Genomic DNA, 20,015 nt, shown 5'->3' on the forward strand with positions numbered 1-20,015 from the left:
CGGCCAGCAATTCTTCAACGCCCGCTTCGCCCGGGCGCTTACGCCAACGCGTCAGGCTCGATGGGTCGATCGGCGGTTCAAGGCTGAGCGGCCAAATCGAAGGTGGGTGTCGGATCTCGCCATGTATTGGCGTGGCAGGGCTGGCTGCACGCGGCATTCGTGATTGACGTGTTCGCCCGTCGCATCGGTGGCTGGCGCGCCAGTTCATCGATGACCACGGACTTCGCTCTGGATGCACTTGAGCAGGCGTTGTACTCTCGCCAGCCGGGCGACGACGGGACTTTGATACACCACTCCGATGGAGAGGCCCAATACGTCGGCATTCGGTATAGCGAACGTTTGGCCCAAGCGGGTATCGAATCGTCCGTTGGCAGCCGTGGCGACAGCTACGATAACGCACTGGCTGAAACGAGCAGGCGCTGGCCCGCCGTACGCTCGGTCGCGGAGATCGACGACACTGTTCGCCACCAATGTATTCAGCATCCTGCGCACGATACAGGCGGTCCTTCCGCACATGCGGGCACGGCGCCGCAGAAGGATCGTCAATATCAGTTCGGTGCTCGGCTTCTTGCCGGCTCCCTACATGGGGCTCTATTCGGCATCCAAGCATGCCGTGGAGGGGCTGACCGAAACGCTGGACCACGAGGTGCCAGTTCGGCATCCGCGTCACGCTGGTCGAACCGTCCTATACGCGGACGAACCTGGACGTCAATGCGCCGCAGGCGAGCGTGAAAGTCGCCGACTATGATCGCGAGCGTGCGCTTGCGTCGCGCGCTGTTGTCAACAGCATCAAAGATCAAAGGCGCGCCCGAGCCCGATGGCGTGGCCAGCACGCTTGTCGAAGCAGCGCTCGGCGCGTGGCGCATGCGTCGCACGCCGAGCGGTGAAGCCTCCCTCCTGAGCAAATTGCGGCGCTTCATGCCGGGCGGCCCCGTCGATGCGAGCCTGAGGAAAACCTTCGGCTTGCATAAAAAAACGGCCTAGCTGCTTTCACGTACGACGACCTCGCAGGCCAGGGGTTTCTGCCGGCGACGCAGCGTTGCGATCGACGGCGGGTCGTCACCCAGTAGCGTGAAAATCCGTGCAGCGGCCAGTTCGCCCATTTCGCGTGCGGGCGGCCGCACGGTAGTCAGGCTCGGCGTTAGCATATCCGCCAATGGATAGTCGCCGAAACCGACGATCGCGCATTGCTGCGGCACGCGGATGCCGGCACGCGGCGCCGCAAGCAGTGCGCCGAAGGCGAGATTGTCGTTCGCGAAAACAATCGCATCGACCGGGGCGCGTCCCGACACGAGCGCGAGCAGCGCCTCGCGCCCGGCGTGCGTCGGCGAGACCTCCTTTGGCGAAAACACGATCGGTTTCCGGCCATGCTCGCGCATTACCGCGGCGTAGCCATCGCCCCGCTCCAGCGCGCTCGTATCGCCCGCGACACTGTTCGGCACGAACGCGATGCGTCGGTAGCCGCGCTCGATCAAATGGCGCGCCGCGAGGCTTCCCGCCTCCTGATGGACGAAGCCGATCTGCAATGGCTTGCGCTGCGGCTGGAAATCCCATGTCTCGATCACCGGGACCTGCGTTTGCGCGATCAACGCCTCGGTACCAAGCGAATGGAAATGCGAAGTCAGCACGAGTGCCGCAGGCGACCAGCCGAGCAGCCCGCGCACCGCATGCTCCTCGAGATCCGTCGAGAAATAGCTCGACGCGAGCAGCAATTGATAACCGTGCGCGGTGACTTCGTCACTGAAGCTCTGGATCGTGTTCGCGAAGATCGGTCCCGAAATGTTCGGAATGACCATGCCGATGACACGACTGCGTGCCGACGCGAGCCCGCCGGCGACGAGATTCGGAACGTAGCCGAGTTCGGCGACCGCGCCGGCGATCCGTTCGCGCAACGGCTCGGATAGCCGCATCGGATCCTGGAAATAGCGCGACACGCTGATCTGCGACACGCCAATATGCTCGGCTACGTCACGTAGTGTCAAGCGCCCCGATGTCCGGCGTGACCGGGCATCGCTTTTAGTCGAATCGGACATATGTTCCGCTGATTTCGTTATTTGACGCGACAAATTCGCCACGGGAAACTGCCTGCTAATGTTAGCGCTAACCATAACGGGGCCGCCAGCACGAATCGATGTGCTGCCCGGTGGGGCAGCGCCGCTTTCGCGACAGGATATCGGATGACGACAGCTTCCCGCCTCATGCACCTCGGGGCCTTTCTGATGGAAACCGGACACCATGCAGCTGCGTGGCGGCATCCGGACGTGCAGGCCGACGCCGGCACGGATTTTCGTGCCTATGCCGCGCTGGCGAACACGGCCGAACGTGCTTGCTTCGATGCGGTCTTCGTCGCGGACAGCGTCGCCGCGAACGTGGGCGACGGCGCAGCGCGCTCGGCCCGCTCGGACCGCCTCGATCCGCTGACGCTGCTGCCCGCGCTCGCTGCGGTCACGGAACGTATCGGCCTGATCGCGACGGCGACGACGACCTACAACGAGCCGTATCACATCGCGCGCAAGTTCGCGTCGCTCGACCACATCAGCGGCGGTCGGGCCGGCTGGAATCTCGTGACGTCCGACAACGCGGCCGAAGCCCGCAATTTCGGCCGTGCCGAACACGTCGGTCACGACGAGCGCTATGCGCGCGCCCGGGAGTTCCATCGGGTCGTGACGGGCCTATGGGATAGCTGGGCCGACGACAGCTTCGTGCGCGACAAGGCGAGCGGCGCGTATTACGACGCGTCGACGCTGCGCGTGCTCAATCACCACGGCCCGCATTTCTCCGTGGCGGGGCCGCTCAACGTGCCGCGTCCGGTGCAGGGATGGCCCGTCGTCGTGCAGGCGGGCGCGTCGGATGCGGGGCGCGACCTCGCCGCGCAGACGGCCGACGTGGTGTTCACTGCACACGCGCGGCTGGATGCCGCGCGGGCGTTCTACCGCGACATGAAGGCGCGGGCTGCTGCTGCGGGCCGCGCGCCGGGCGATCTGAAGATCATGCCGGGTCTGTCGGTCGTCGTCGCGCGTACCGACGACGAGGCGCGCGAACGCTTCGACGCGCTGCAAGCCCTCGTCGATCCCGTCGCGGGCGTCGCGATGCTCGCGCGTATGCTGGGCAACTTCGACCTGTCCGGCTATCCCGTCGACGGCCCCCTACCCGACTTGCCGGTCACTGACAGCGGCCAGCGCAGTCGCCAGGCGCTGCTTACCGCAATCGCTGGCGACGAACGCCTGACGATTCGCGAGCTTTACCTGCGCATCGCGGCAGGGCGCGGACATATCACCGTGGTCGGCAGCGCAGCGACCGTCGCAGACTTGATGCAGGCGTGGTTCGAAAGCGAAGCCGCGGATGGCTTCAACGTGATGCCCGCCGAATTGCCGGACGGCCTCGATGCGTTCTGTGCACTTGTCGTTCCGGAATTGCAGCGTCGCGGGTTGTTTCGCACTGCATATAGCGGCCGCACGTTGCGCGAGCACCTCGGACTGCGGCGCCCCGTGCGTATGTGACGCGCTTGCATCGACGAATCATTTTGACCAGGAAACCCCCGCTCATGACCTTCACTCGTCGTTCGTTTCTCCACACTGCAGGCGCCACAGTCGTGGCCGCCCTCGTCGCGCCGCTCTCCGGTGTCGCGCGTGCGGATGGTGGCCGCACGCTGCGCATCGGCTATCAGAAGGGCTCGCCCCTCACACTCCTGAAAGCGCAACGCACGCTAGACAAGCCGCTGGTCGCGCGCGGCTTCGACATCGCGTGGACCGAGTTTCCGGCTGGCCCGCCGCTGCTCGAGGCGATGAATGCCGGTTCGATCGACCTCGGCTATACGGGGTCGCCGCCGCCGATCTTCGCGCAAGCCGCAGGCAGCAGGATCGTCTACCTCGCCGCGAAACCTGCCGGCCCGCACAACGAAGCGATCATCGTGCTCGACGGCTCGCCGGTGAAGACGGTCACCGACCTGAAAGGGCGCACTGTTGCGTTCGCACGCCGGTCGAGCTCGAACTACCTGATCGTCGCCGCGCTCGAAAAAGCCGGACTGACCTATGCGGACATCAAGCCCGCGTTCCTGTCGCCCGCCGATGCGCGCGCGGCCTTCGAGGGCGGCAAGGTCGACGCGTGGGCAATCTGGGATCCGTATCTGGCGGTGGTTCAGCAGACGCTCGGTGTACGCACAATCGCCGACTATGCGACGGGCATCGTACAGCCATACAGCTTTTTCCTCGGCTCGCCGGATTTCGCGAAAACCCATCCCGAGGTGCTGTCGGACGTCCTGTCCGCGGTCGCACGCAGCGATGCATGGGTTACGAGTCACCGCACCGAGGCCGCACAGCTGATCGCACGCGAGATCGGCGTGCCGCAACCGGTCGTCGAGCGCTACCTCGCGCGCTCCGCGTTCGGGTTGCTGCCAATCAATTCGAGCGTGCTCGGCGCCCAGCAACGCGTCGCCGACACGTTCCGGCGCGCAAACGTGATTCCGCGCGCGATCCAGGTCGCCGACATCGCACACCCTGTTTCCTTCACCCGCTGACTCCATACTCCACTCGCCTCGCAGAGCCGCTGTCATGACCCGACTCGCTTCCCGTACTGTCACCATCTGCCCTGTTCGCAGCGCCGCCGCATTGCGCTGGCGCCTCCGTTTCACGCCGCGACTGAGAACCGGACTGCGCACCGCCGGTATGGTCACGCTCGCCTGCGCCGGCCACGCCGCGCACGCGCAGTCGACGCTGGTGATGTACGGCATCGTCGATGCAGCACTGCAATACGGGCGCTTCGATAGCACGACCGTCGCTACCGCGTCCGCTGCGAGTGGCAATCTGCAGGCCTCGCGCTTTGGATTGCTCGGCAAGGAAGATCTTGGCGGCGGCTATCGTGCGAATTTCCGGCTCGAGACAGGCTTCAACACTTACACGGGCGTAGGGGGCGGCACGACGGAATTCAACCGTGGCGCGTCGGTCGGACTGTCGGGGCCGTTCGGCAGCGTCGACGCCGGGTACCTCTATCTTCCGATCTACTGGGTGTTTCTCGCGTCCGACGTCGGCACATACGGGCTCGCCAATCCGGCCGCGATCATGTCGCTCGAGCATACGACGACGCTCGGCTCGAGTGGCACCGGCGGGTTCTACCGGAATGCCATCCGCTACCGGACGCCGGATACGCTTGGCGCCTGGTCGAGCGAAATCGGTTATTCGTTCGGCGCACAGGACCCTCTGGGGCAGACCCTGAGTGGCCGCAATGTCGGCGCGAATGTTCAGCATGCGAAGAACGGATTGCTCGTCGGGTACGGCTTCAACCGCTACCAGTATTACACGAGTACGAGCGCGCCCGATGCATCGTCGCAGCTCACGCAGGTACTGACCGCCGCATACGACTTCGGCCGCATGGTCATCGGCGGAAACTATGTGTATTCGAAGCGAACCGACGGTAGCGGATGGTTCGCGTCCGCCGCGCTGCTCAACGCGCGCATGCGAATCGGGCTCGGTGACGTCAATGTCGGTGTGTCGCGACGGATCGAGAACGGCGATGCGCGCGCAATTGCATGCGACGTGGGCTACGTGTACTACCTGTCGAAACGCACGCAACTATACGGCTTCGCGACAACGATTCTGAACAACAGCCATTCGACGCAAGGTTTTGCGCTGCTCAGCAGTACCGCCGCGAAGGTCACGCCTGGCTTCGATCCGTGGGCGGTGACGGCGGGGATGCGAACCTCGTTCTGATGAAAGAGCGATCGCCAAAACTTGCATTGCTGCTGAATGGCCGCCACTGAGAGTCTTCTTCTTGGCGTCGACACTGATGCCATCGACCAGTTCGTCGATGCAGAGTTCGCCGGCAACGATGCGGTCGACATCGGCAAGAATCGTGGACACGATCGACGGACACGCGGCAATCGCTTAAATCATGTCCTGCAGACCATCTTCGATCCGTTTCGCGACCTCGATTTCAGTATTTCGGCGGCCGTCGTGTTGACCGCCTGCGGTGGCAGCGGCGGCGACAGACCGTCCGCTGGCGCTGGCTGCGCCATTCGCGAATCAATCACGCGCTTGCCGCTCTCCGCGGCACGCCGACAACCGGGCAATCCGCAAGCCCTTGATTTGTATATTAATAATTCTGGGGGCCGCTAACCGTTGTCGCAGCTAGAGTGGGCTATACCGGTAAAGTGCACCGAAATACATGGGACCCCGATTCGTGCCGCCCAATCAGCCGGTTAAACCCAGCAGGATAATTTCTCGATAGAGAATTTATTGACCGATTGACCCAGATTGGGTTATTGTTTCTCTAACGGGAAATTACCATATAATTGCCTGAGTATGACCGGATAATTCCCGAATCGAGAAACTATGGCGCGTACCCTCTCGGCGCCCGGACCGCGACCGGGCCCTCAAATTCAGGACCTCAAGGCCTTGGGCGAACTGGTCCGCAGCCGCCGGCTGGAGCTATCGCTTCGCATCGACGACGCCGCGCACGCGTGCGGCGTAGCGTCGAACGTGTTTTCGCGGCTGGAGAACGGCGGGCCGGTCGGAGTCGATCGGCTGCTGCGCGTGCTTTCCGGACTCGGGCTCACCCTGCTGGTCACTACCAAGGAGGAAGCGATTCGTCTGCAACCCGCGCTGCCGATGGTGCACGGAGGTCGGACATCCGAGGCATCGCGTGGAGACAAGGAGACCGACGTATGAACCACGTTCTGCACGTTTCGACGCACGGTGACGCGGTCGGGGTTCTCAATTTCGAGTCGCGTGAGGACCGCTACGGCTTCGGGTATGCCCCGGCGTGGCAGAACAATCCCGCGGCGTACTATCTTTCGCCCGCCCTCCCGCTCGACCGCGCGCCGGATAGCCCCGGTTCCGTCCAGCGCTTTCTGGAAAACCTGCTGCCCGAAGGCCGCGCGCTCGACATCGTGTCGATCGTCAACCAGGTCTCGAAGAACAACATCTTTGCACTGGTCCGCCTGCTGGGTAAAGAGCCGGTCGGAGCGTTCAGTTTCCTCGCAATGGACGCGACGCCTGATGAGGCGGCGCGTATCGCCCACGAGCAGATGGGCGAGCCGATGCGTCGGCCCATCACCAATGAAGAGCTAGGGCACCGTATCCGTGAGCGCGATGCGATTCCGTTTCCGGTCTGGGACGGCAAAGTGCGCCTGTCCTTGGCCGGCTACCAGGACAAGCTGCAGGTCCTCGTCGAGGGCGAGCAACTCGCGCTTGCCGACGGCTCGCTCAGCTCGACGCATCTGCTAAAGCCCGAAAGCCGGAATCCGCACATGCCGTACATGGTGGCCAACGAGCACTTCTGCATGACCCTGGCCGCACGCCTGAATGTGCTCGCGCGCCTGCAGTTGCCTGTTGCGCCTGTGTCGATTCGTCGCCTGCCGGAGCCCATCCTGCTCATTGAGCGGTTTGACCGCATCGTGCAATGGGATACCGATGCCCCGGGCCGTGCGAAGCACGTGCTGAGAACGCACGTCATCGACGCCTGTCAGGCCTTGGACCTGCCGTCGACCTTCAAGTATGAGCGCAACCTGGGTGCGGGCGCGGATGTGCGGAACATCCGCGAGGGGGTGAGCTTTGAGCGCCTCTTTACGCTGCTCGACAAGATGGTGACGCCGGCGAGTGCGCGGCCCTATCTGCTGCGCTGGTCCATCCTCCAGCTGCTGCTCGGCAATAGCGACGCCCACGGTAAGAACCTCTCGATGCACGTGCGGCCCGCCGGACTCGTACCGGCACCGATGTACGACCTCGTGTCCGTCAACGCTTATGGCGAGCACGTCGAGCGCGACATGGCGATGGCCTATGGCGATGCCTTCCTGCCTGAAGAGGTCACGCCCTACGCGCTTGCGGACTTTGCGCGCCGTACGGGCACGCGTCCCACGCAGCTCGCTCGCGAGATAGGCGTCATGGCTCGCGGCATCCTGCGGCTCGCGCCCGAGCTGGCGGCCTCTGAGGTCTACGTGGGCGGCGAGCGCGACGTCGTGCACCAGGTGTCTGATTTCGTCAGTGCGCAGGCGAATCGACTGCTTGTGCTCGCGCGGGAGGTGCCGCGGGTCGACCCCGGACTCTTCGAATGATGGTGCCCGGCATCAGCAAGCCGAACAGACACCGTCCCCGAGACACTGTGGGTCGGTCAAGACCGCGCAAACCTGCGGCATGAACCGCTTCCCCCACACGCGGGCCGCGCTGACCCGCAACCATGCGGCCAATGGGCCGGCGGCAACGGCCCCTTCCACCGCCGACCGCACGGCAAGCGAAGCGCGCAGGCCCGAAGCTGAAAGCCTGGCCGGAGGCGTCAGCCGAGCGGAGCGAGGGAACAATGGAAGCCCGACAGGGGCGAAACCCCGCAGGGGGTTCGATGCGCCACGCGCACGACAGCGCAACCGGCCATCTCCCAAGTGGCCGGGGACGCCCATGTCAGATTTCGGGCAAATGCTGGTGAGCGCAGCCGTTGAAATCTACACAAGCACCCTCAACCGTCGTGGGTTTCGCCCGTCGTGAACACTGAGCTCGGCAATATGCTCGGCCGCTGGAAACTCGGGGATGCAACCGTTGGAAAGCAGCGCCGAGCGGTCGTTCGCGCTGTTGCTGCCGGGACTGATCCTCTCGATGGAAGGGTTAGGCGCCACCGTTCGGATACCGGTGAATGAGTTGCATATAGGCTCGATTGAGAAACAGTGCCAACTCGGCCATAGCCTTCATTTCGGAAGTGAACGACTTGTCGGTTAGTAGCTCTTGATCAAAAAGTGGCTCGCCCGTTTCTTCATCGACCTGAAACCTCGCGCCAGAGCGAAGAATCCCTTGGACCTCTCCGCCCGCCTTGAGCTCGATGTACGCGGAGTGAAGTATGCGGTTTCGGTCCCTTCTGAGTTGATGCAGTCGTTCGACGGAAGATGAAAAGGAGTCTTTGAAATCGGCTTCTAGTGCCTGAGGCAGTTCGCACTTTGGTAGCGCCTGCAAGAAGAGTTCGTGAACGCGGTCAACGAGCTTTTCATTGGTAAGGTTTCTCAGATCGGGAGGTGGCCATTTCAGGCGGTCTGGATCGAGGATGAACCATCCAATCTCCCGAAGCTTGTTCTCAATCCATTGGAATGAGACGGTAAACTCCCCTATGCGTTGGTAAACGGCTTGTTCGTTGCTCATCGAATGTTCCTGTGGCGCCTAGGTATTCCCGCGCCGAAGACAGCGGGCTCGACCATTTGCTTGCTCCACAGCCATTCGAGCAGCTGTTGCGCCCTGGCCGCTTCCATCGATCTGCCGAGAAACGCAATCAGCTCGAGCGGATGCGTTGCCCGCGTCAGCATATCGAGGATCGGAAACAGCGCCACGCCATTCCAGAACGCGACGGGTCGATCAAGACTCGGATGCTGCAAGGCGGGATGCGCGGTGACGCGGTCGCCGGTCGCGCAAGGCACCACGACAATGCCGGTATTGCGGGCGAAGCGGATCGGACTGTGCAAGGGCAACGGAGGCGCGGGCTCGCTGGGCTGGGGCTGGTTCGATGGCACGCGCGCCAATTCGTCTTGCAGCGCGTGCGTCATGAGGTCTACGCGCGCCGCGGTTTCGTCGCCGAGCGAGGACGTCGCAACCGTATCGGACGTCAATGCGGGAGTCGAGCGCAGGCGCCAGAAAGGCGATTCGGCGCACCATGCCTGACGGTAGTAGCCGGCGGTCCATGCGAGGTGACGCGCCGCGCTTTCGATCAGGCGCGATTCGTAAAAGCGCTGCGCCAGGTCGCGCTCCGAGGCATCGCTTGCCCGGCACCACGTGTTGAGCGCGATAGCGGCCTGGAGCGAGAAGCGCATCGCCTTCTCGACGCCCGAGGACGAGATCGGGTCGAGCGCGAAGGCCGCGTCGCCGAGCTTGATGCGTCCATCCTGCCAGGAGAGCGCGTCGACGTAAGGCGTCGATACGCACATGCGCGGCGAATCGCACCAAGGCAAACCTGCCATGTCCTTGAACAACGCGCTTCGCGTGCAGGCGTTGCGCAAGACAGACTCCGGCTCGCGTTCAAGCGCGTCGTCGCGCGCGGACGGATCGAACGTGAACATGACGCGGTAACGGCCGCCCGGCAGCGCAGCGCCCCACATCCATCCGTCATCGAGCGCTTCCACGCGCGTGGCGGCATCGGCATGCACAGCCCGCGTTTCCATCGTGGCTTCGGCCCATACCGTGGACAGCCGACGCGCGTGCAAGCGCTGCGGCTCGCGCCGGCTCTGCCGGCCCTGGGCATCGAGCAGCACCTGCGCCTCGACGTTCCGCAGCCCGTCGGGCGTAGCGATCTGCACACGCCAGGCACCGGGCGCTCCGTCGACTTGCGCGAGGCTCGCCGGCCGCAGCACCTCCACGCCGCGCGCCACGGCCAAGCGCAGCAGCGCCGCATCGAATGCGGCACGCTCCACGACGGCGCCGTCGTGCGCCACCGTCTCGATCGATTCGCTCGTCCAACGTACGCTCGTGGGCTTGCCTGCGAGGATGGGAACGGATTCGAGCACCTCGTCCGCGTCGAGGTAGCCGATGATGTTTCTGACACCCGGCGTCAGCGCTTCCCCGATCTGCGGACGAGGCCATAGCGGGCTTCGCTCGACGAGCAGCACGCGATGCCCGAGATGGTTCAAGCGAAGCGCCACGCACAGGCCAGCGGGACCGGCGCCGGCCACGAGCATGTCGAACGTGCAATTCACGCCGTTCCCGCACCACTAGACGACGCGCCAGGCGAACCGGCAAACCAGGCCGGCGCATAGCGCGCGAGCCTGCCGTGCGCGCCGATTGCATAGTGCAGCCAGCCGCGGATGTAATCGCAGGCGCTGCGTCCGCGCTCGAGGACCTCGTGATGGCATCCGCCGCCGCAAAGATAGCGCGCCCAGCATGCATTGCAGGGCTGTTGCTTGTGCACGTGACGCTCGGCGAGCCAAATCGTCTGGCGCGCCTGATCGACGCCCGTGGAGAGATGGCCCATGACGCCGGCCTCGTCGCCGACGAAGCGGTGACAGGCCGCCAGCTCGCCATCGGCGGAGACGCCGAAATACCCCGCCCCTGCGCCGCACGGATACGGCCGATGCGTGCCGCGCTGGATTTCGCGCAGCGCGTTCTGCATGTTCGAGAACGGGTAGCGCTCGCCGCGCATGACCTTTTGCTCGAACGCGAGCCCGCAGGCGATCATCCCTTGCAGCATGTCTGCCATATCGTCCGGGCCCATTTCTGCGCGGCCGTTCGAAGCGCGCAGCAGCGGCGAGAAGCCGACGCTGTGGAACCCCATGTCGACGAAAGTATCGAGCGTGCTCGGCAAGTCGAGATTGAACGGCGTGACGGTCACGCGCGCCGAGACCTGCATGCGCCGCTGGCGCGCAAGCAACGGCGTCACGCGCTCGACGATGTGATCGAACGAGCCCATGCCGCCCTTGAACGGACGCAAGCGGTCATGCACGGGCGCGGGGCCGTCGAGGCTGACGGTGACAGCGAAGCCGTGCTCTTCGAAGAACGCCCCGTCGTCTTCCTGCAGCAGACTGCCGTTCGTCGTCACTGAAAACTGGCATCGGATTCCGCGGGCATCGGCGCGCTCCCGCGCGTGGAAAGTCGCCGCGCGCAGCACCGCGCGATTGGCGAGCGGCTCACCGCCCATGAATGCGAGATTGATCTTGCCGCCCTCGCTCGCCTGCTCGATCAGCAGGTCGACTGCCGTAAGCGCGGTTTCGAGCGGCATGTTCTTCGCCTTGCCGCCAAATTCCCCTTGCTGGGCGTAGCAATAGGTGCAGCCGAGATTGCATTTCTGCGCGACGGCAAGCGACAACGCGTGCACCGGCATCTCGGTCAAGGGCTCGTCGTCGATCGCCGGACGCATGTCGAGCCCGCGGCTCGCGACCAGCGAGGCGACGGCCTGCGCATCCCCGTCCTCGAGCGCCGCCTGAAACGCGTCATGCAGATCGTGCGGCACATGAAACAGGCGGCTTCCGTTCACGAGCAACAGTTGCGCGCCCTCCGCATCCGCGACCACGTGGATCCCGGGATGCCGCGGGCGCGACGCCTCGACGATGCGCGCCGCCATCGCCGAGGCCAGCGGCGCGAGCCGTGCCGCCGCGCGCGGCTCGACGGCAGGTTCAGGTTTCATCGGCATCCTTGCCTCGGATCACGAACTGAAGATCTTCCTGCCAGGACCGGAACAGATCGTCGTAGGACCACAGCCGCGTGTCGACGCGATTGTCCGGCACGTACGTGCCCGTGCGGCGCTTGGAGAGCCACATGTCGCCGCGCGCCAGCCCGTCGTCGCCCGGCTCGACATTGACGAAGTCGGGCCGCGACGCGGCCCAGTAGTAGCACGCGCATTCGCGATAGTCGTTCTGCCAGGGCGCGCAGAGCCCTTGCGTCAGCTCGCCCGGCTTCAGCATCTCGCGGTTGAAGCTCGCGGTGTCGCCCTCGAAAAAGCGCCTCAGCGTCAGCGTCGCCTTCAGCGTCTCGGTTTTGCCTTGGTGGTAGTACACCTCTTCCAGGGCGTTCTCGTGAGCCGTGAATTCGCATTCGACCGACTGGCCCTGCAAATGCACGATGCGGGCGATGGAGTTCGACCACTCCATGAACGACACCGCATGGGGATTGGGCTTGCTCGCCAGCGTGACAGGATCTCCGTCAGGCAGCACCGGCCCTTTCGTGAGGACCATCGTGCCGACCTTGTGGCCGTCGAAGCTCAGCAGGCGGCGCGACTTGAGATGCTCGTAGCCCGGCTCCGCATCGACGACGTAGTTGTTGTTCTCGACCAGCGTGATGCCGACGAATGCGCGCCGCCAGAGATTGCGGAAATCGAACTCCAGGCCCGGGAAGCAATTCGAAATCGCCGTGCGCGGCAGCATCGAGGCCGGGTTGCCCACGCCGCGATGGTGAATCTGCGCGGTCAGGTTGGACGCGCGGATCTCCCCGTTGCGGGGCTGCTCGAGGTCTTTCGGAACGTTCGGATCGTTAGCCGACATGCTTGTCTCCCTTCGGATCAGGTTGTCCGAACATTGCATCTCGCGCCGCCTTGATCACCAGGTTGATGTGGCGGCGCGTGAGCGTCAGGCTACGGCCATCCGCCCCGCGCATCAGGGCCGGCATCTTGCGCAAGCCCTCGGCGGTCAGGTCGCCGATGTCCTCGGGCTGGCGCAGCAGCTTGGCGAACCACGGCGCGCCACCCGCCGCCAGCGTGCTGAACACGCGCTCGTGCAACGCACGCAGCGCGAGATTGTCGACGATCGATTCGGCGGCGATCGGCTCGTAATAGCGCTCGAAGTCGGCCGTGTTCTGCCGCACCATCGTGCTCGCGACGTTGAGCCTCCCGTTGACCGGGTTGCCGTTCATGACGGCGGTGTTCATGAGGCGGATCGTTTCGAGCGCACGCAGGACGATCTCCGTGGCTTCGTCGATCGATACGCTCTCTTCCGGGACGTGGATACCGTGGAGAATCTGCTCCATCTCGTCAGACACCACGCGCACCGGCATGGTATCGGGCGCATAGGCCGGCGGCCCGGCGCCGATATAGCCGTGCGCTCGCAGCGTGGAGCCGTCTCTCCTCGTCAGCACGACTTGCACGTAGCCATCGCATTCGTCGTCGAGATAGCCCCAGCTGACTTGATTGCCATCCTTGTCGGCGTATCCGGCAAAAATCTGCGCGGGGTTGGTCGGCGCGGGATGCTCCTTCGTGGGGCCGCCCGCCTCCCTGAAGCCGAGCCACTTGCCCGGCGTCTCGGCGTAGAGCAGGAGATCGTCGCGATCGATGACGGGATCGAGCTTCAGCTCGTCTTCGCGTTCCTTGTCCGAGGTGCGGCGCACCAGCCGCGTGCCGTACACGATACCAGCGGCAGGGGTGTAGCGCAGGCGGATCTCGGGGAACTGCGCCGTTGGCTTGACGAACTGGACGTGGCCGAGCGGGAGATACCGCCCCGGGCGAAAGTGCTCGCAATGGCCTTGCATCGCGTGCCGCTTGTGATCCTTGAGGCCGGTCAGGTTCGCGTGGATCTTGTCATTCGCGTCGTTGGTGCGGCGGTAGATCTTGATGTTGCCCAGATGGATATCCCAATGCAGGGCGTCGAGATCGAGTTGTTCCGCCGCGAGCAATTTCAGCGTGAGCGGCTGCAGCGTATGGGGTGCCTCGCTCGTGCGCGCAAACACTTCAAGGAAAGGCGCGACAGGCCGCACCTTCTTGTTCTCGTCCTTGAAGCGAATCGTGTCGGGCACATAGGCCTTCACGATCTCGCCGCTTTCGGGATCCACCTCCAGCGTGGTGCACGGCACGATGCGTCGAAAGTCGAGCGGGTTGTCGGGATCGACGACGAGGTCGAACGCTTCCAGCGGCGTCGCCGCAGCGCCCAGCCTGCCGACCGCGATGGGCGGCAAAATCCGGAGTTCCAGTATCGGCATGTGCGGCTCCTAGAGTAGCGCCAGGTCGACGTCGCCGGACAGGATGCGCCTGGCGACGGCGGCCAGGTTCCTGTCGGCTTCACGCAGACTGAGCAAATACGGATGGCGCGCGGCATCGGTCTTGGCCAGCAAGGCCGCCACGAGGTTCTCCGAAGCCGCGAGCAGATCGAGGTGCCCGCGCCAGCGGTTTGCCTCACCGAACGGGCTGTTGAGCGTATAGGGCATCTGGAACGGCGGCCCCGCGAGCGACGCGTCCGGCTCAATCGACACGCGCGACTGCATCAGGATCTCCGAGAGCGCGCGCAGGTTATACATCTCGCCGAACGCCGCATTGACGATCGTGCCGCGCGGCGTGAACTGCCCGGCCGCATTGAGCCCCCCGTAGAGCGTGAAGCTATGGATTAGGTACTGCAGCAGCATGCGGTAGCGCAGGTTGAACAGCGACGCCCACAGCTGGGTCACCGGCTCGGTGATGGGCGTCACGGGTGCGCCGCCCTGCTCCGGCTCGAGCTCGGGGTCGAGCGACACGTAGGGATTCACCGCGACGGGCCGCGAAGGCCGCCAAATGTCGTCTACCTTCGCCGCGTGCAGCTCGGCCGCCGCTGCCGGATAGGCTTCCGTCCAGGCTTCTTCGAGAAAGTCGTCGGGGCGTGCGGCAAGCCAGATGTCGACGCCGCACAGCTCGCCTTCGAGGACCGCAAGCATCTCGACATAGATCCGCAAAAAGCGCACGAAATGCGACGGATCCTTGCCGTGGGGCGCCTCCCCTTGCTTGGAGATTTTATCCAGCGCGTTCACCGCGTCGTCGCGCGAGGTGGCGGGCATCACGAGCACGTCCGGCGTTCCGCCTAGAGCGCGACCGCCGCCGCTGCCCCTGTGGCCGCCCTTGTACCCGCGTCCCCATTCGGCGAAATCCGCCTGGCAGCGGTAGGTGTCGGCCTGGAAGACGTCATCGGGCAGATGGTCCCTGACGAGCGGAATAAGCGTATGAAACAGCTCGGCGACCTTATGAGGCCTGGATGCCTGCTCGCCGACGCGCCGGCGGATATCCTTGCCCAGCTCGCCGCCGTCCCAATCGAGCGGCGCCTCCGTATAGACGTATTTCGCGAGCGAATCCAGCGTCAGCGGTTCGAGCATGAAAGGGAACGGATAGAACGGCGTATCCCACGGGTAATCGTCACGCTCGAAATGCAAGGGCGAGCCGATCAGACGCAGCACGTTCTGCACCGTGATCAGGTGACCCATCTCCTCTTTGGCGATGCCGAGGATGGTTTCCTGCCAACTGCGGACCGTGTCGCGAAACGCCTCCGGCACCTGCGGCCCGCCCAGCGAATAGCCGGCGTACAGATACTGCACCATCAGGCAATGCTCGATTTCCGCGTCGATGGACAGCAGATAGGTGACGTAGTCGCGCGTCGACAGTTCATGCTTGAGCAGAGGCTCGATGGAAGTGTCTTCGGCGACCGGCTCGCCAAGCGCAAGCCCCTTCAGGGATGAACCGCCGGGCGCGAGATGCCGCCACAGTCTGAGAGATTGCATTGCCGCTCCTTATTTCCTTATTAACTACGTCTGAAAAAGAGGGTCGTGCAGAACGACAGGGAATGGCTGGTCTTTCGGTATTGATGCGCGCCAACCGTCTTTCGACTGGCCGCGCGGTCGTTCGAGCGGGCGCGTCACCGCCCGTCCCGCTCGCTTTTCCCGGCTCCAGCTCTCCTGGAGATCCGCGCCACGTTCAACTGCGACCGCATGCGCCGAACAATCAGCGTGGCTGGCAGATGAACGGGTATTCCGAATCATCAATCAACGGCTCGATGTCGAAGAAATCGTTGAGCACCGATTCCGCCGTGCAATAGGCGCCTTCCACCCAAGCCTGATCGTTTGAGTAGCATTCCCCGACGATAAAGATGGGCGCATCCTTGCCGTCAATCAGCTGCGACGGCTTGCGTATTTTTTGCTGGACGTCGGCAACGTCGTAGTGCGCGGCCCACGCATGGTAGCCCGCACGGAACGGCGGCAGCGACCAGTCGACATAGGCCGCCTCGAGCGGCTCGGGCACGTTCGCAAAGTCAGAATTCGGCCCAAAGTGCAATTCCGCCAGCTGCTTTCGCAACATCTTGACCATTCTGTCGGGCACCTTGCGCGGCCCGATCAGGGGTTGGATATCGTCGGCGGTCGGCACATGCCGCTCTTCGTTCGGCCCGAGCTCCAACTCGCGCCAAAACGTAGTGAAGGTTTCGTCGTCGTAGGAAGCCAGCAGGCCGTAGACCGGCTTTGTATCCTTGTCAGCCGCGTTATTGCCGAAGTAGACCACCATGCGGATCGGCGTGTCGGTCACGCTCGGCCCCATGGTGTTGCGCTTTGCGACGGCGAGCAGCAACGTTTCCTGTTTGACGGTTATCCGCTCGCCGGCAGCTTCTTCCGCAGCCTTGACCAGCTCGTCGGCGCTCGCGAATTGGACGTTCAGGATCGTGTCCGAACCGGACATCGCCTGCACGAGCACCGGCGGAATGTCCTGCTTCTGGAGCGACGCGATCACGGCATCCGTTACTTCATAGCCGTTGATCTGGGGCGGATAGGGTGTAACCGGGTCCAACCACCATTCCTTCTCGAAGAACATGCCGACCTTGTAAGACGGCTGCATGATGGCCGACTCGAGATAGAGCTTGACCTTCTGGTCGTTCAGGACGTCCAGTCCGCCCCGATCGTCATAGCGGGAGCCCTGGGCAACCTGTTCGAGCGCCGCGCGCGGCATGGCCAGCCAGGCGGCCGCCGTGGTCTGACGGGCAGCCTCCCGGTAGGGATCTTCCCGCTTCGCGATCGTGTAATGGACGACGCCGTTCTCGACATGGATGGAACGCAGCCGCTGGTTCGGGTAATACTGAAGCGTGACGCCTCGCTGCGTCGCCGACTGCTCAATGGCCGCAAACAATGCGTGAAACATGCCCGAGTAGCCGGTCGTCAGCGTCATGTACTGATTGCCCGGCGTGAATTCGTTGTTCGCCTCGAAGGCGACCGCGGCATTCCAGTTGATCACGTTGGACGAGTATCCGTTGCCGTCCGAGGCATACTGATAGCCTTCCGAGCCGAGCTGGTCGTACATCAGGTTCCAATAGCCGATGTCCTTGAGCAAATCGCCTTTCTGGAAGATGGAGCTCGACGGCAGTTCGGCCGTGATGCGGCCATGCTGATAAAACGCGTCCCACTGCTTGCGTGTGCTCGGACCACTGGTGCTTGTGACCGACAACGCTTCGACGACGGCGAAGCCCTGGTCGGGCGTGGTCGCGGCACCAAAGTTGTTGGCCGCGTATGGCGCCGGAGTGCGCGAAGAAATATCGTTTTGATAGAGATTCCTGGCGCGCAGGTAGTAGAGGGGATTGCTCGATTCGTTGAAAGGCACGGCGTAGCGGTCGAGCCCGAGCTTGGCGATCACCGTCGTGACCAGCCGGTGGCCCTGCGCTTTACCGTCGTTTTTGCCGTTCCATTGCGAATAGCGCATGCCGCCCAACTCGAGGTACGAATGGTTGGGATTGTTCTGGTAGTGCCAGGTGCAGACCCGGGCGCCGGGTGCGCGGGTGCCCCGAAACTCCTCCGAAAAATCGTACTTGCCCCAGTCGTAGAGTTCCAGGACGTCGCCTTGCTGCAACTGCCGATGCGGATCGCCTCCCGCTCGCGTCCGGCCATTCAACAGTCGCCAGGCCGTGTACAGACCGGCGGCACCGCACCCGAAGATCGAATAGGTCTTGCTTGCCATGGTGTCCTGCTCCCGTAAACGCGCGGCCTGCGCTCAGGCCAGCTTGTTGAAATAGCGGCTGCCGGTGGTGAAGTGTGAGATGTCGAATGAGGTATGACCGTCCAGCGTCAACTGGCAAAGAATCTCGCCGAGCAGCGGAACGAACTTTCCGGCCCAGCCCGTCGCATAGATAACGATGTCGCGATGGTTCGGCACATAGTCGGGCGCGAAATCGATCAGCAGTTCCTTGTTTGCAATCTTGCTGAGTGCAACGAGGCAGGTCGACGTGAAGCGCGGAACCGGCTCGAGGCCATCCATATGCTCGCCGACCCACTCGGCCGTGAACGCGAGCTCCTGAGGATTCGGAATGGGCGTGCGCTGATCGGGGGACGTCAGCGGCGCAAGGACGAAATCGGAGGCGACACGGATATAGCCCGGGTAATTCCAGGCGACCTCCGGGAAGCCGTAGAACTGATTGCCGTTGTCGCCCACCGGGTTCTGGAAAACGAACCAGGTGGGGTACTGGATATCCGGCCGAGTCTTGCGGTAGTAGGCCGAGGCCATATTCCAGTAGGTCGCCGCGATACGGAACCCCAGCAGCTTGAACACGTCGTCGGCATAGGGGCCCGGCGTCAGCACCAGCTTTTCGGCACTGAAGGTCCCAAGCGGAGTCTTCACTTCAAAGAGGCCCTGCCGACGCTCGATGCCGATGACCGGCGCCTCCTGCAACAGCTGCACGAACGGAGAGCGCTGATTCCAGTCGAGCAGCGTCCGCTGCGTGGCCGCGAGATCGATGCTGGCGCCCTGGGCCTGAAAGAGTCCCGTATACGTCGACGGCAGATTACGAAAGTGAAAGCGCTTCTCCAACTCGTGCGCATCCAGCGTTTCATAGGCAACCCGTTCGGCCTTCAGCGCTTGCTCGGCGGCGGGGATATTGCCCTCTGTCGACTTGACTGACGGATCGCCGAACCACAAGGTGCCGACCGTGTCCATGAGCGGCAGCGGCGTCAAGCCTTGCAACTCGTCCCAATAGGGGATCGACTGCTTGACCAGCTTGACCATGTAGGCGTCGGGATAGGGTATGCGGAACTGGCGCGACACGCCAGCCGAGCTGCCAAGCTGGTTCACGAAAGTGAACTGCTCGAGCACCAGCGTCCTGGCCTTGCGCTTGCTGAGATGGTAGGCGGTCGACAGGCCCATGGGCCCTCCACCGACAACGATGACGTCATAGCGATGCGTTGCGTCGTGCATGTTGGGGCTCCAGGGCATCCGGAAGCACATCGATTTCAGCGATCCGCGAGATCACGGTCCCGATTGATGCAGCAATGGCCGCGTCGCTAAGTCGAGCTTTAGAGAGGCTTTGAAAAGCGGAATTGATTACGCCAATTTCAAGCTTGGCGATGCGTCGTCGCCCGTATCACGCTTAGCCAGCCGCGCGGTCAAATTACATCCCTAGCGACGGTATGTGAGCAAGCTGGCAACTCTGACAGGAGGTTGAGATCTCAATCCCGGTTCGTCGCGACGAATCAGGTTTTCCGCCTATGTTCTTATAGCCGATGTAGATGTGGTACATGACCTCGGACCGGATCGATAAGGATGCTCGCAATTGCCCGGGCCGTAGACATCGAGTCCAAGTTCGATCAGGCCGGTACCCGATGATCCCGTTGCCGTGAAGGCGATGATCGTCGCTCGGGACGCCGAACTGCTCGCGCGTGAACAAGCCCTTGTAGTTGAGCGTCAGCGTGTGACGACCCTGGAGGGCCAGCTCAGCGAACGCACCATCGAGATCGAGCACCTGTGACCTTACCCAGCCGAGTACACCATTCGTAATTTAGTGGGCTCACGGTGCACCATCTCTTCTTGAATTTGGCCTATCGAAGCCGGTACGGCGTGGCAATGAAATGTCCCTCTCCGAATTTGCAACTACA

General features: G+C 63.5%; 15 protein-coding genes and 3 pseudogenes. 8 read left to right on the forward strand and 10 right to left on the reverse strand.

All coding sequences use genetic code 11. The annotated features are described in order from the left end of the window. Positions 1–64 precede the first annotated feature (64 nt). Positions 65–411 (forward strand): annotated as a pseudogene (locus tag DIE06_RS32060) (DDE-type integrase/transposase/recombinase); the annotation flags it as partial. A gap of 37 nt (positions 412–448) precedes the next feature. After that, a pseudogene (locus tag DIE06_RS32065) lies at positions 449–984 on the forward strand (SDR family NAD(P)-dependent oxidoreductase); the annotation flags it as partial. On the opposite strand, the gene DIE06_RS32070 reads toward DIE06_RS32065, so the two are convergent. Continuing rightward, the gene (locus DIE06_RS32070; RefSeq protein ID WP_260433838.1) at positions 981–2,237 is read right to left on the reverse strand and encodes a LacI family DNA-binding transcriptional regulator; all 1,257 of its coding nucleotides are present in this window, start codon (positions 2,235–2,237) and stop codon (positions 981–983) included. The pseudogene DIE06_RS32065 and the gene DIE06_RS32070 overlap by 4 nt on opposite strands. On the opposite strand from DIE06_RS32070, the gene DIE06_RS32075 reads away from it, so the two are divergent. From DIE06_RS32075 to DIE06_RS32085, 3 genes are all read left to right on the forward strand, one after another. Beyond that, positions 2,178–3,500, forward strand: a complete 1,323-nt coding sequence (locus DIE06_RS32075; protein ID WP_124664870.1) for an LLM class flavin-dependent oxidoreductase — start codon at positions 2,178–2,180, stop codon at positions 3,498–3,500. The two genes, DIE06_RS32070 and DIE06_RS32075, sit on opposite strands and share 60 nt — an antisense overlap. Positions 3,501–3,544: 44 nt before the next feature. After that, on the forward strand, positions 3,545–4,516 hold the full coding sequence (locus DIE06_RS32080) for an aliphatic sulfonate ABC transporter substrate-binding protein (RefSeq protein WP_124664871.1): 972 nt from the start codon (positions 3,545–3,547) through the stop codon (positions 4,514–4,516). Between the two features lie 148 nt (positions 4,517–4,664). Next, positions 4,665–5,705, forward strand: coding sequence for a porin (locus tag DIE06_RS32085; protein WP_185733523.1), 1,041 nt, complete (start codon positions 4,665–4,667; stop codon positions 5,703–5,705). Between the two features lie 48 nt (positions 5,706–5,753). Here DIE06_RS32085 and DIE06_RS39635 read toward each other — a convergent pair. Further along, positions 5,754–5,939, reverse strand: a pseudogene (locus DIE06_RS39635) (RNA polymerase sigma factor RpoD); the annotation flags it as partial. A gap of 387 nt (positions 5,940–6,326) precedes the next feature. On the opposite strand from DIE06_RS39635, the gene DIE06_RS32090 reads away from it, so the two are divergent. Continuing rightward, positions 6,327–6,662 (forward strand): helix-turn-helix domain-containing protein, encoded by a 336-nt coding sequence (locus DIE06_RS32090; protein WP_124664873.1) that lies wholly within the window; start codon positions 6,327–6,329, stop codon positions 6,660–6,662. Further along, positions 6,659–8,047 (forward strand): HipA domain-containing protein, encoded by a 1,389-nt coding sequence (locus DIE06_RS32095; RefSeq protein WP_124664874.1) that lies wholly within the window; start codon positions 6,659–6,661, stop codon positions 8,045–8,047. Before DIE06_RS32090 ends, DIE06_RS32095 begins: the two co-directional genes overlap by 4 nt. 541 nt (positions 8,048–8,588) lie before the next feature. Here DIE06_RS32095 and DIE06_RS32100 read toward each other — a convergent pair. The 8 genes from DIE06_RS32100 to DIE06_RS32135 form a co-directional block, all read right to left on the reverse strand. Continuing rightward, positions 8,589–9,113, reverse strand: coding sequence for a hypothetical protein (locus DIE06_RS32100; RefSeq protein ID WP_124664875.1), 525 nt, complete (start codon positions 9,111–9,113; stop codon positions 8,589–8,591). After that, entirely contained in the window at positions 9,110–10,636 is a 1,527-nt protein-coding gene (locus DIE06_RS32105; RefSeq protein ID WP_260433843.1) for an NAD(P)/FAD-dependent oxidoreductase, read from the reverse strand. The genes DIE06_RS32100 and DIE06_RS32105 overlap by 4 nt, the downstream gene beginning before the upstream one ends. A 14-nt stretch (positions 10,637–10,650) precedes the next feature. Continuing rightward, positions 10,651–12,078: a radical SAM/SPASM domain-containing protein gene (locus tag DIE06_RS32110; RefSeq protein WP_124664877.1), complete on the reverse strand. Its 1,428-nt coding sequence runs from the start codon at positions 12,076–12,078 to the stop codon at positions 10,651–10,653. Beyond that, on the reverse strand, positions 12,068–12,931 hold the full coding sequence (locus DIE06_RS32115; RefSeq protein ID WP_124664878.1) for a hypothetical protein: 864 nt from the start codon (positions 12,929–12,931) through the stop codon (positions 12,068–12,070). The genes DIE06_RS32110 and DIE06_RS32115 overlap by 11 nt, the downstream gene beginning before the upstream one ends. After that, complete coding sequence (locus DIE06_RS32120) at positions 12,921–14,357, reverse strand: hypothetical protein (protein ID WP_124664879.1); 1,437 nt, start codon at positions 14,355–14,357, stop codon at positions 12,921–12,923. Before DIE06_RS32120 ends, DIE06_RS32115 begins: the two co-directional genes overlap by 11 nt. Before the next feature lie 9 nt (positions 14,358–14,366). Next, positions 14,367–15,896: a ferritin-like domain-containing protein gene (locus DIE06_RS32125; RefSeq protein WP_124664880.1), complete on the reverse strand. Its 1,530-nt coding sequence runs from the start codon at positions 15,894–15,896 to the stop codon at positions 14,367–14,369. A 220-nt stretch (positions 15,897–16,116) separates the two neighbouring features. Next, complete coding sequence (locus tag DIE06_RS32130; RefSeq protein WP_124664881.1) at positions 16,117–18,108, reverse strand: hypothetical protein; 1,992 nt, start codon at positions 18,106–18,108, stop codon at positions 16,117–16,119. A gap of 33 nt (positions 18,109–18,141) precedes the next feature. Then, positions 18,142–19,338 (reverse strand): FAD-dependent oxidoreductase, encoded by a 1,197-nt coding sequence (locus tag DIE06_RS32135; RefSeq protein WP_124664882.1) that lies wholly within the window; start codon positions 19,336–19,338, stop codon positions 18,142–18,144. Between the two features lie 418 nt (positions 19,339–19,756). On the opposite strand from DIE06_RS32135, the gene DIE06_RS39230 reads away from it, so the two are divergent. Beyond that, positions 19,757–19,888, forward strand: coding sequence for a hypothetical protein (locus DIE06_RS39230; RefSeq protein WP_260433839.1), 132 nt, complete (start codon positions 19,757–19,759; stop codon positions 19,886–19,888). The last annotated feature ends 127 nt before the right edge of the window (positions 19,889–20,015 follow it).

Source organism: Burkholderia sp. Bp8998 (assembly GCF_003854235.1).
In the GTDB taxonomy this organism is placed as follows: domain Bacteria; phylum Pseudomonadota; class Gammaproteobacteria; order Burkholderiales; family Burkholderiaceae; genus Burkholderia.

Coding starts and splice junctions, on each gene's coding strand:
- DIE06_RS32075 (WP_124664870.1), top strand. CDS start 2,178: ATGACGACAGCTTCCCGCCTCATGCACCTCGGGGCCTTTCTGATGGAA.
- DIE06_RS32070 (WP_260433838.1), bottom strand. CDS start 2,237: ATGGTGTCCGGTTTCCATCAGAAAGGCCCCGAGGTGCATGAGGCGGGA.
- DIE06_RS32080 (WP_124664871.1), top strand. CDS start 3,545: ATGACCTTCACTCGTCGTTCGTTTCTCCACACTGCAGGCGCCACAGTC.
- DIE06_RS32085 (WP_185733523.1), top strand. CDS start 4,665: ATGGTCACGCTCGCCTGCGCCGGCCACGCCGCGCACGCGCAGTCGACG.
- DIE06_RS32090 (WP_124664873.1), top strand. CDS start 6,327: ATGGCGCGTACCCTCTCGGCGCCCGGACCGCGACCGGGCCCTCAAATT.
- DIE06_RS32095 (WP_124664874.1), top strand. CDS start 6,659: ATGAACCACGTTCTGCACGTTTCGACGCACGGTGACGCGGTCGGGGTT.
- DIE06_RS32100 (WP_124664875.1), bottom strand. CDS start 9,113: ATGAGCAACGAACAAGCCGTTTACCAACGCATAGGGGAGTTTACCGTC.
- DIE06_RS32105 (WP_260433843.1), bottom strand. CDS start 10,636: ATGCTCGTGGCCGGCGCCGGTCCCGCTGGCCTGTGCGTGGCGCTTCGC.
- DIE06_RS32110 (WP_124664877.1), bottom strand. CDS start 12,078: ATGAAACCTGAACCTGCCGTCGAGCCGCGCGCGGCGGCACGGCTCGCG.
- DIE06_RS32115 (WP_124664878.1), bottom strand. CDS start 12,931: ATGTCGGCTAACGATCCGAACGTTCCGAAAGACCTCGAGCAGCCCCGC.
- DIE06_RS32120 (WP_124664879.1), bottom strand. CDS start 14,357: ATGCCGATACTGGAACTCCGGATTTTGCCGCCCATCGCGGTCGGCAGG.
- DIE06_RS32125 (WP_124664880.1), bottom strand. CDS start 15,896: ATGCAATCTCTCAGACTGTGGCGGCATCTCGCGCCCGGCGGTTCATCC.
- DIE06_RS32130 (WP_124664881.1), bottom strand. CDS start 18,108: ATGGCAAGCAAGACCTATTCGATCTTCGGGTGCGGTGCCGCCGGTCTG.
- DIE06_RS32135 (WP_124664882.1), bottom strand. CDS start 19,338: ATGCACGACGCAACGCATCGCTATGACGTCATCGTTGTCGGTGGAGGG.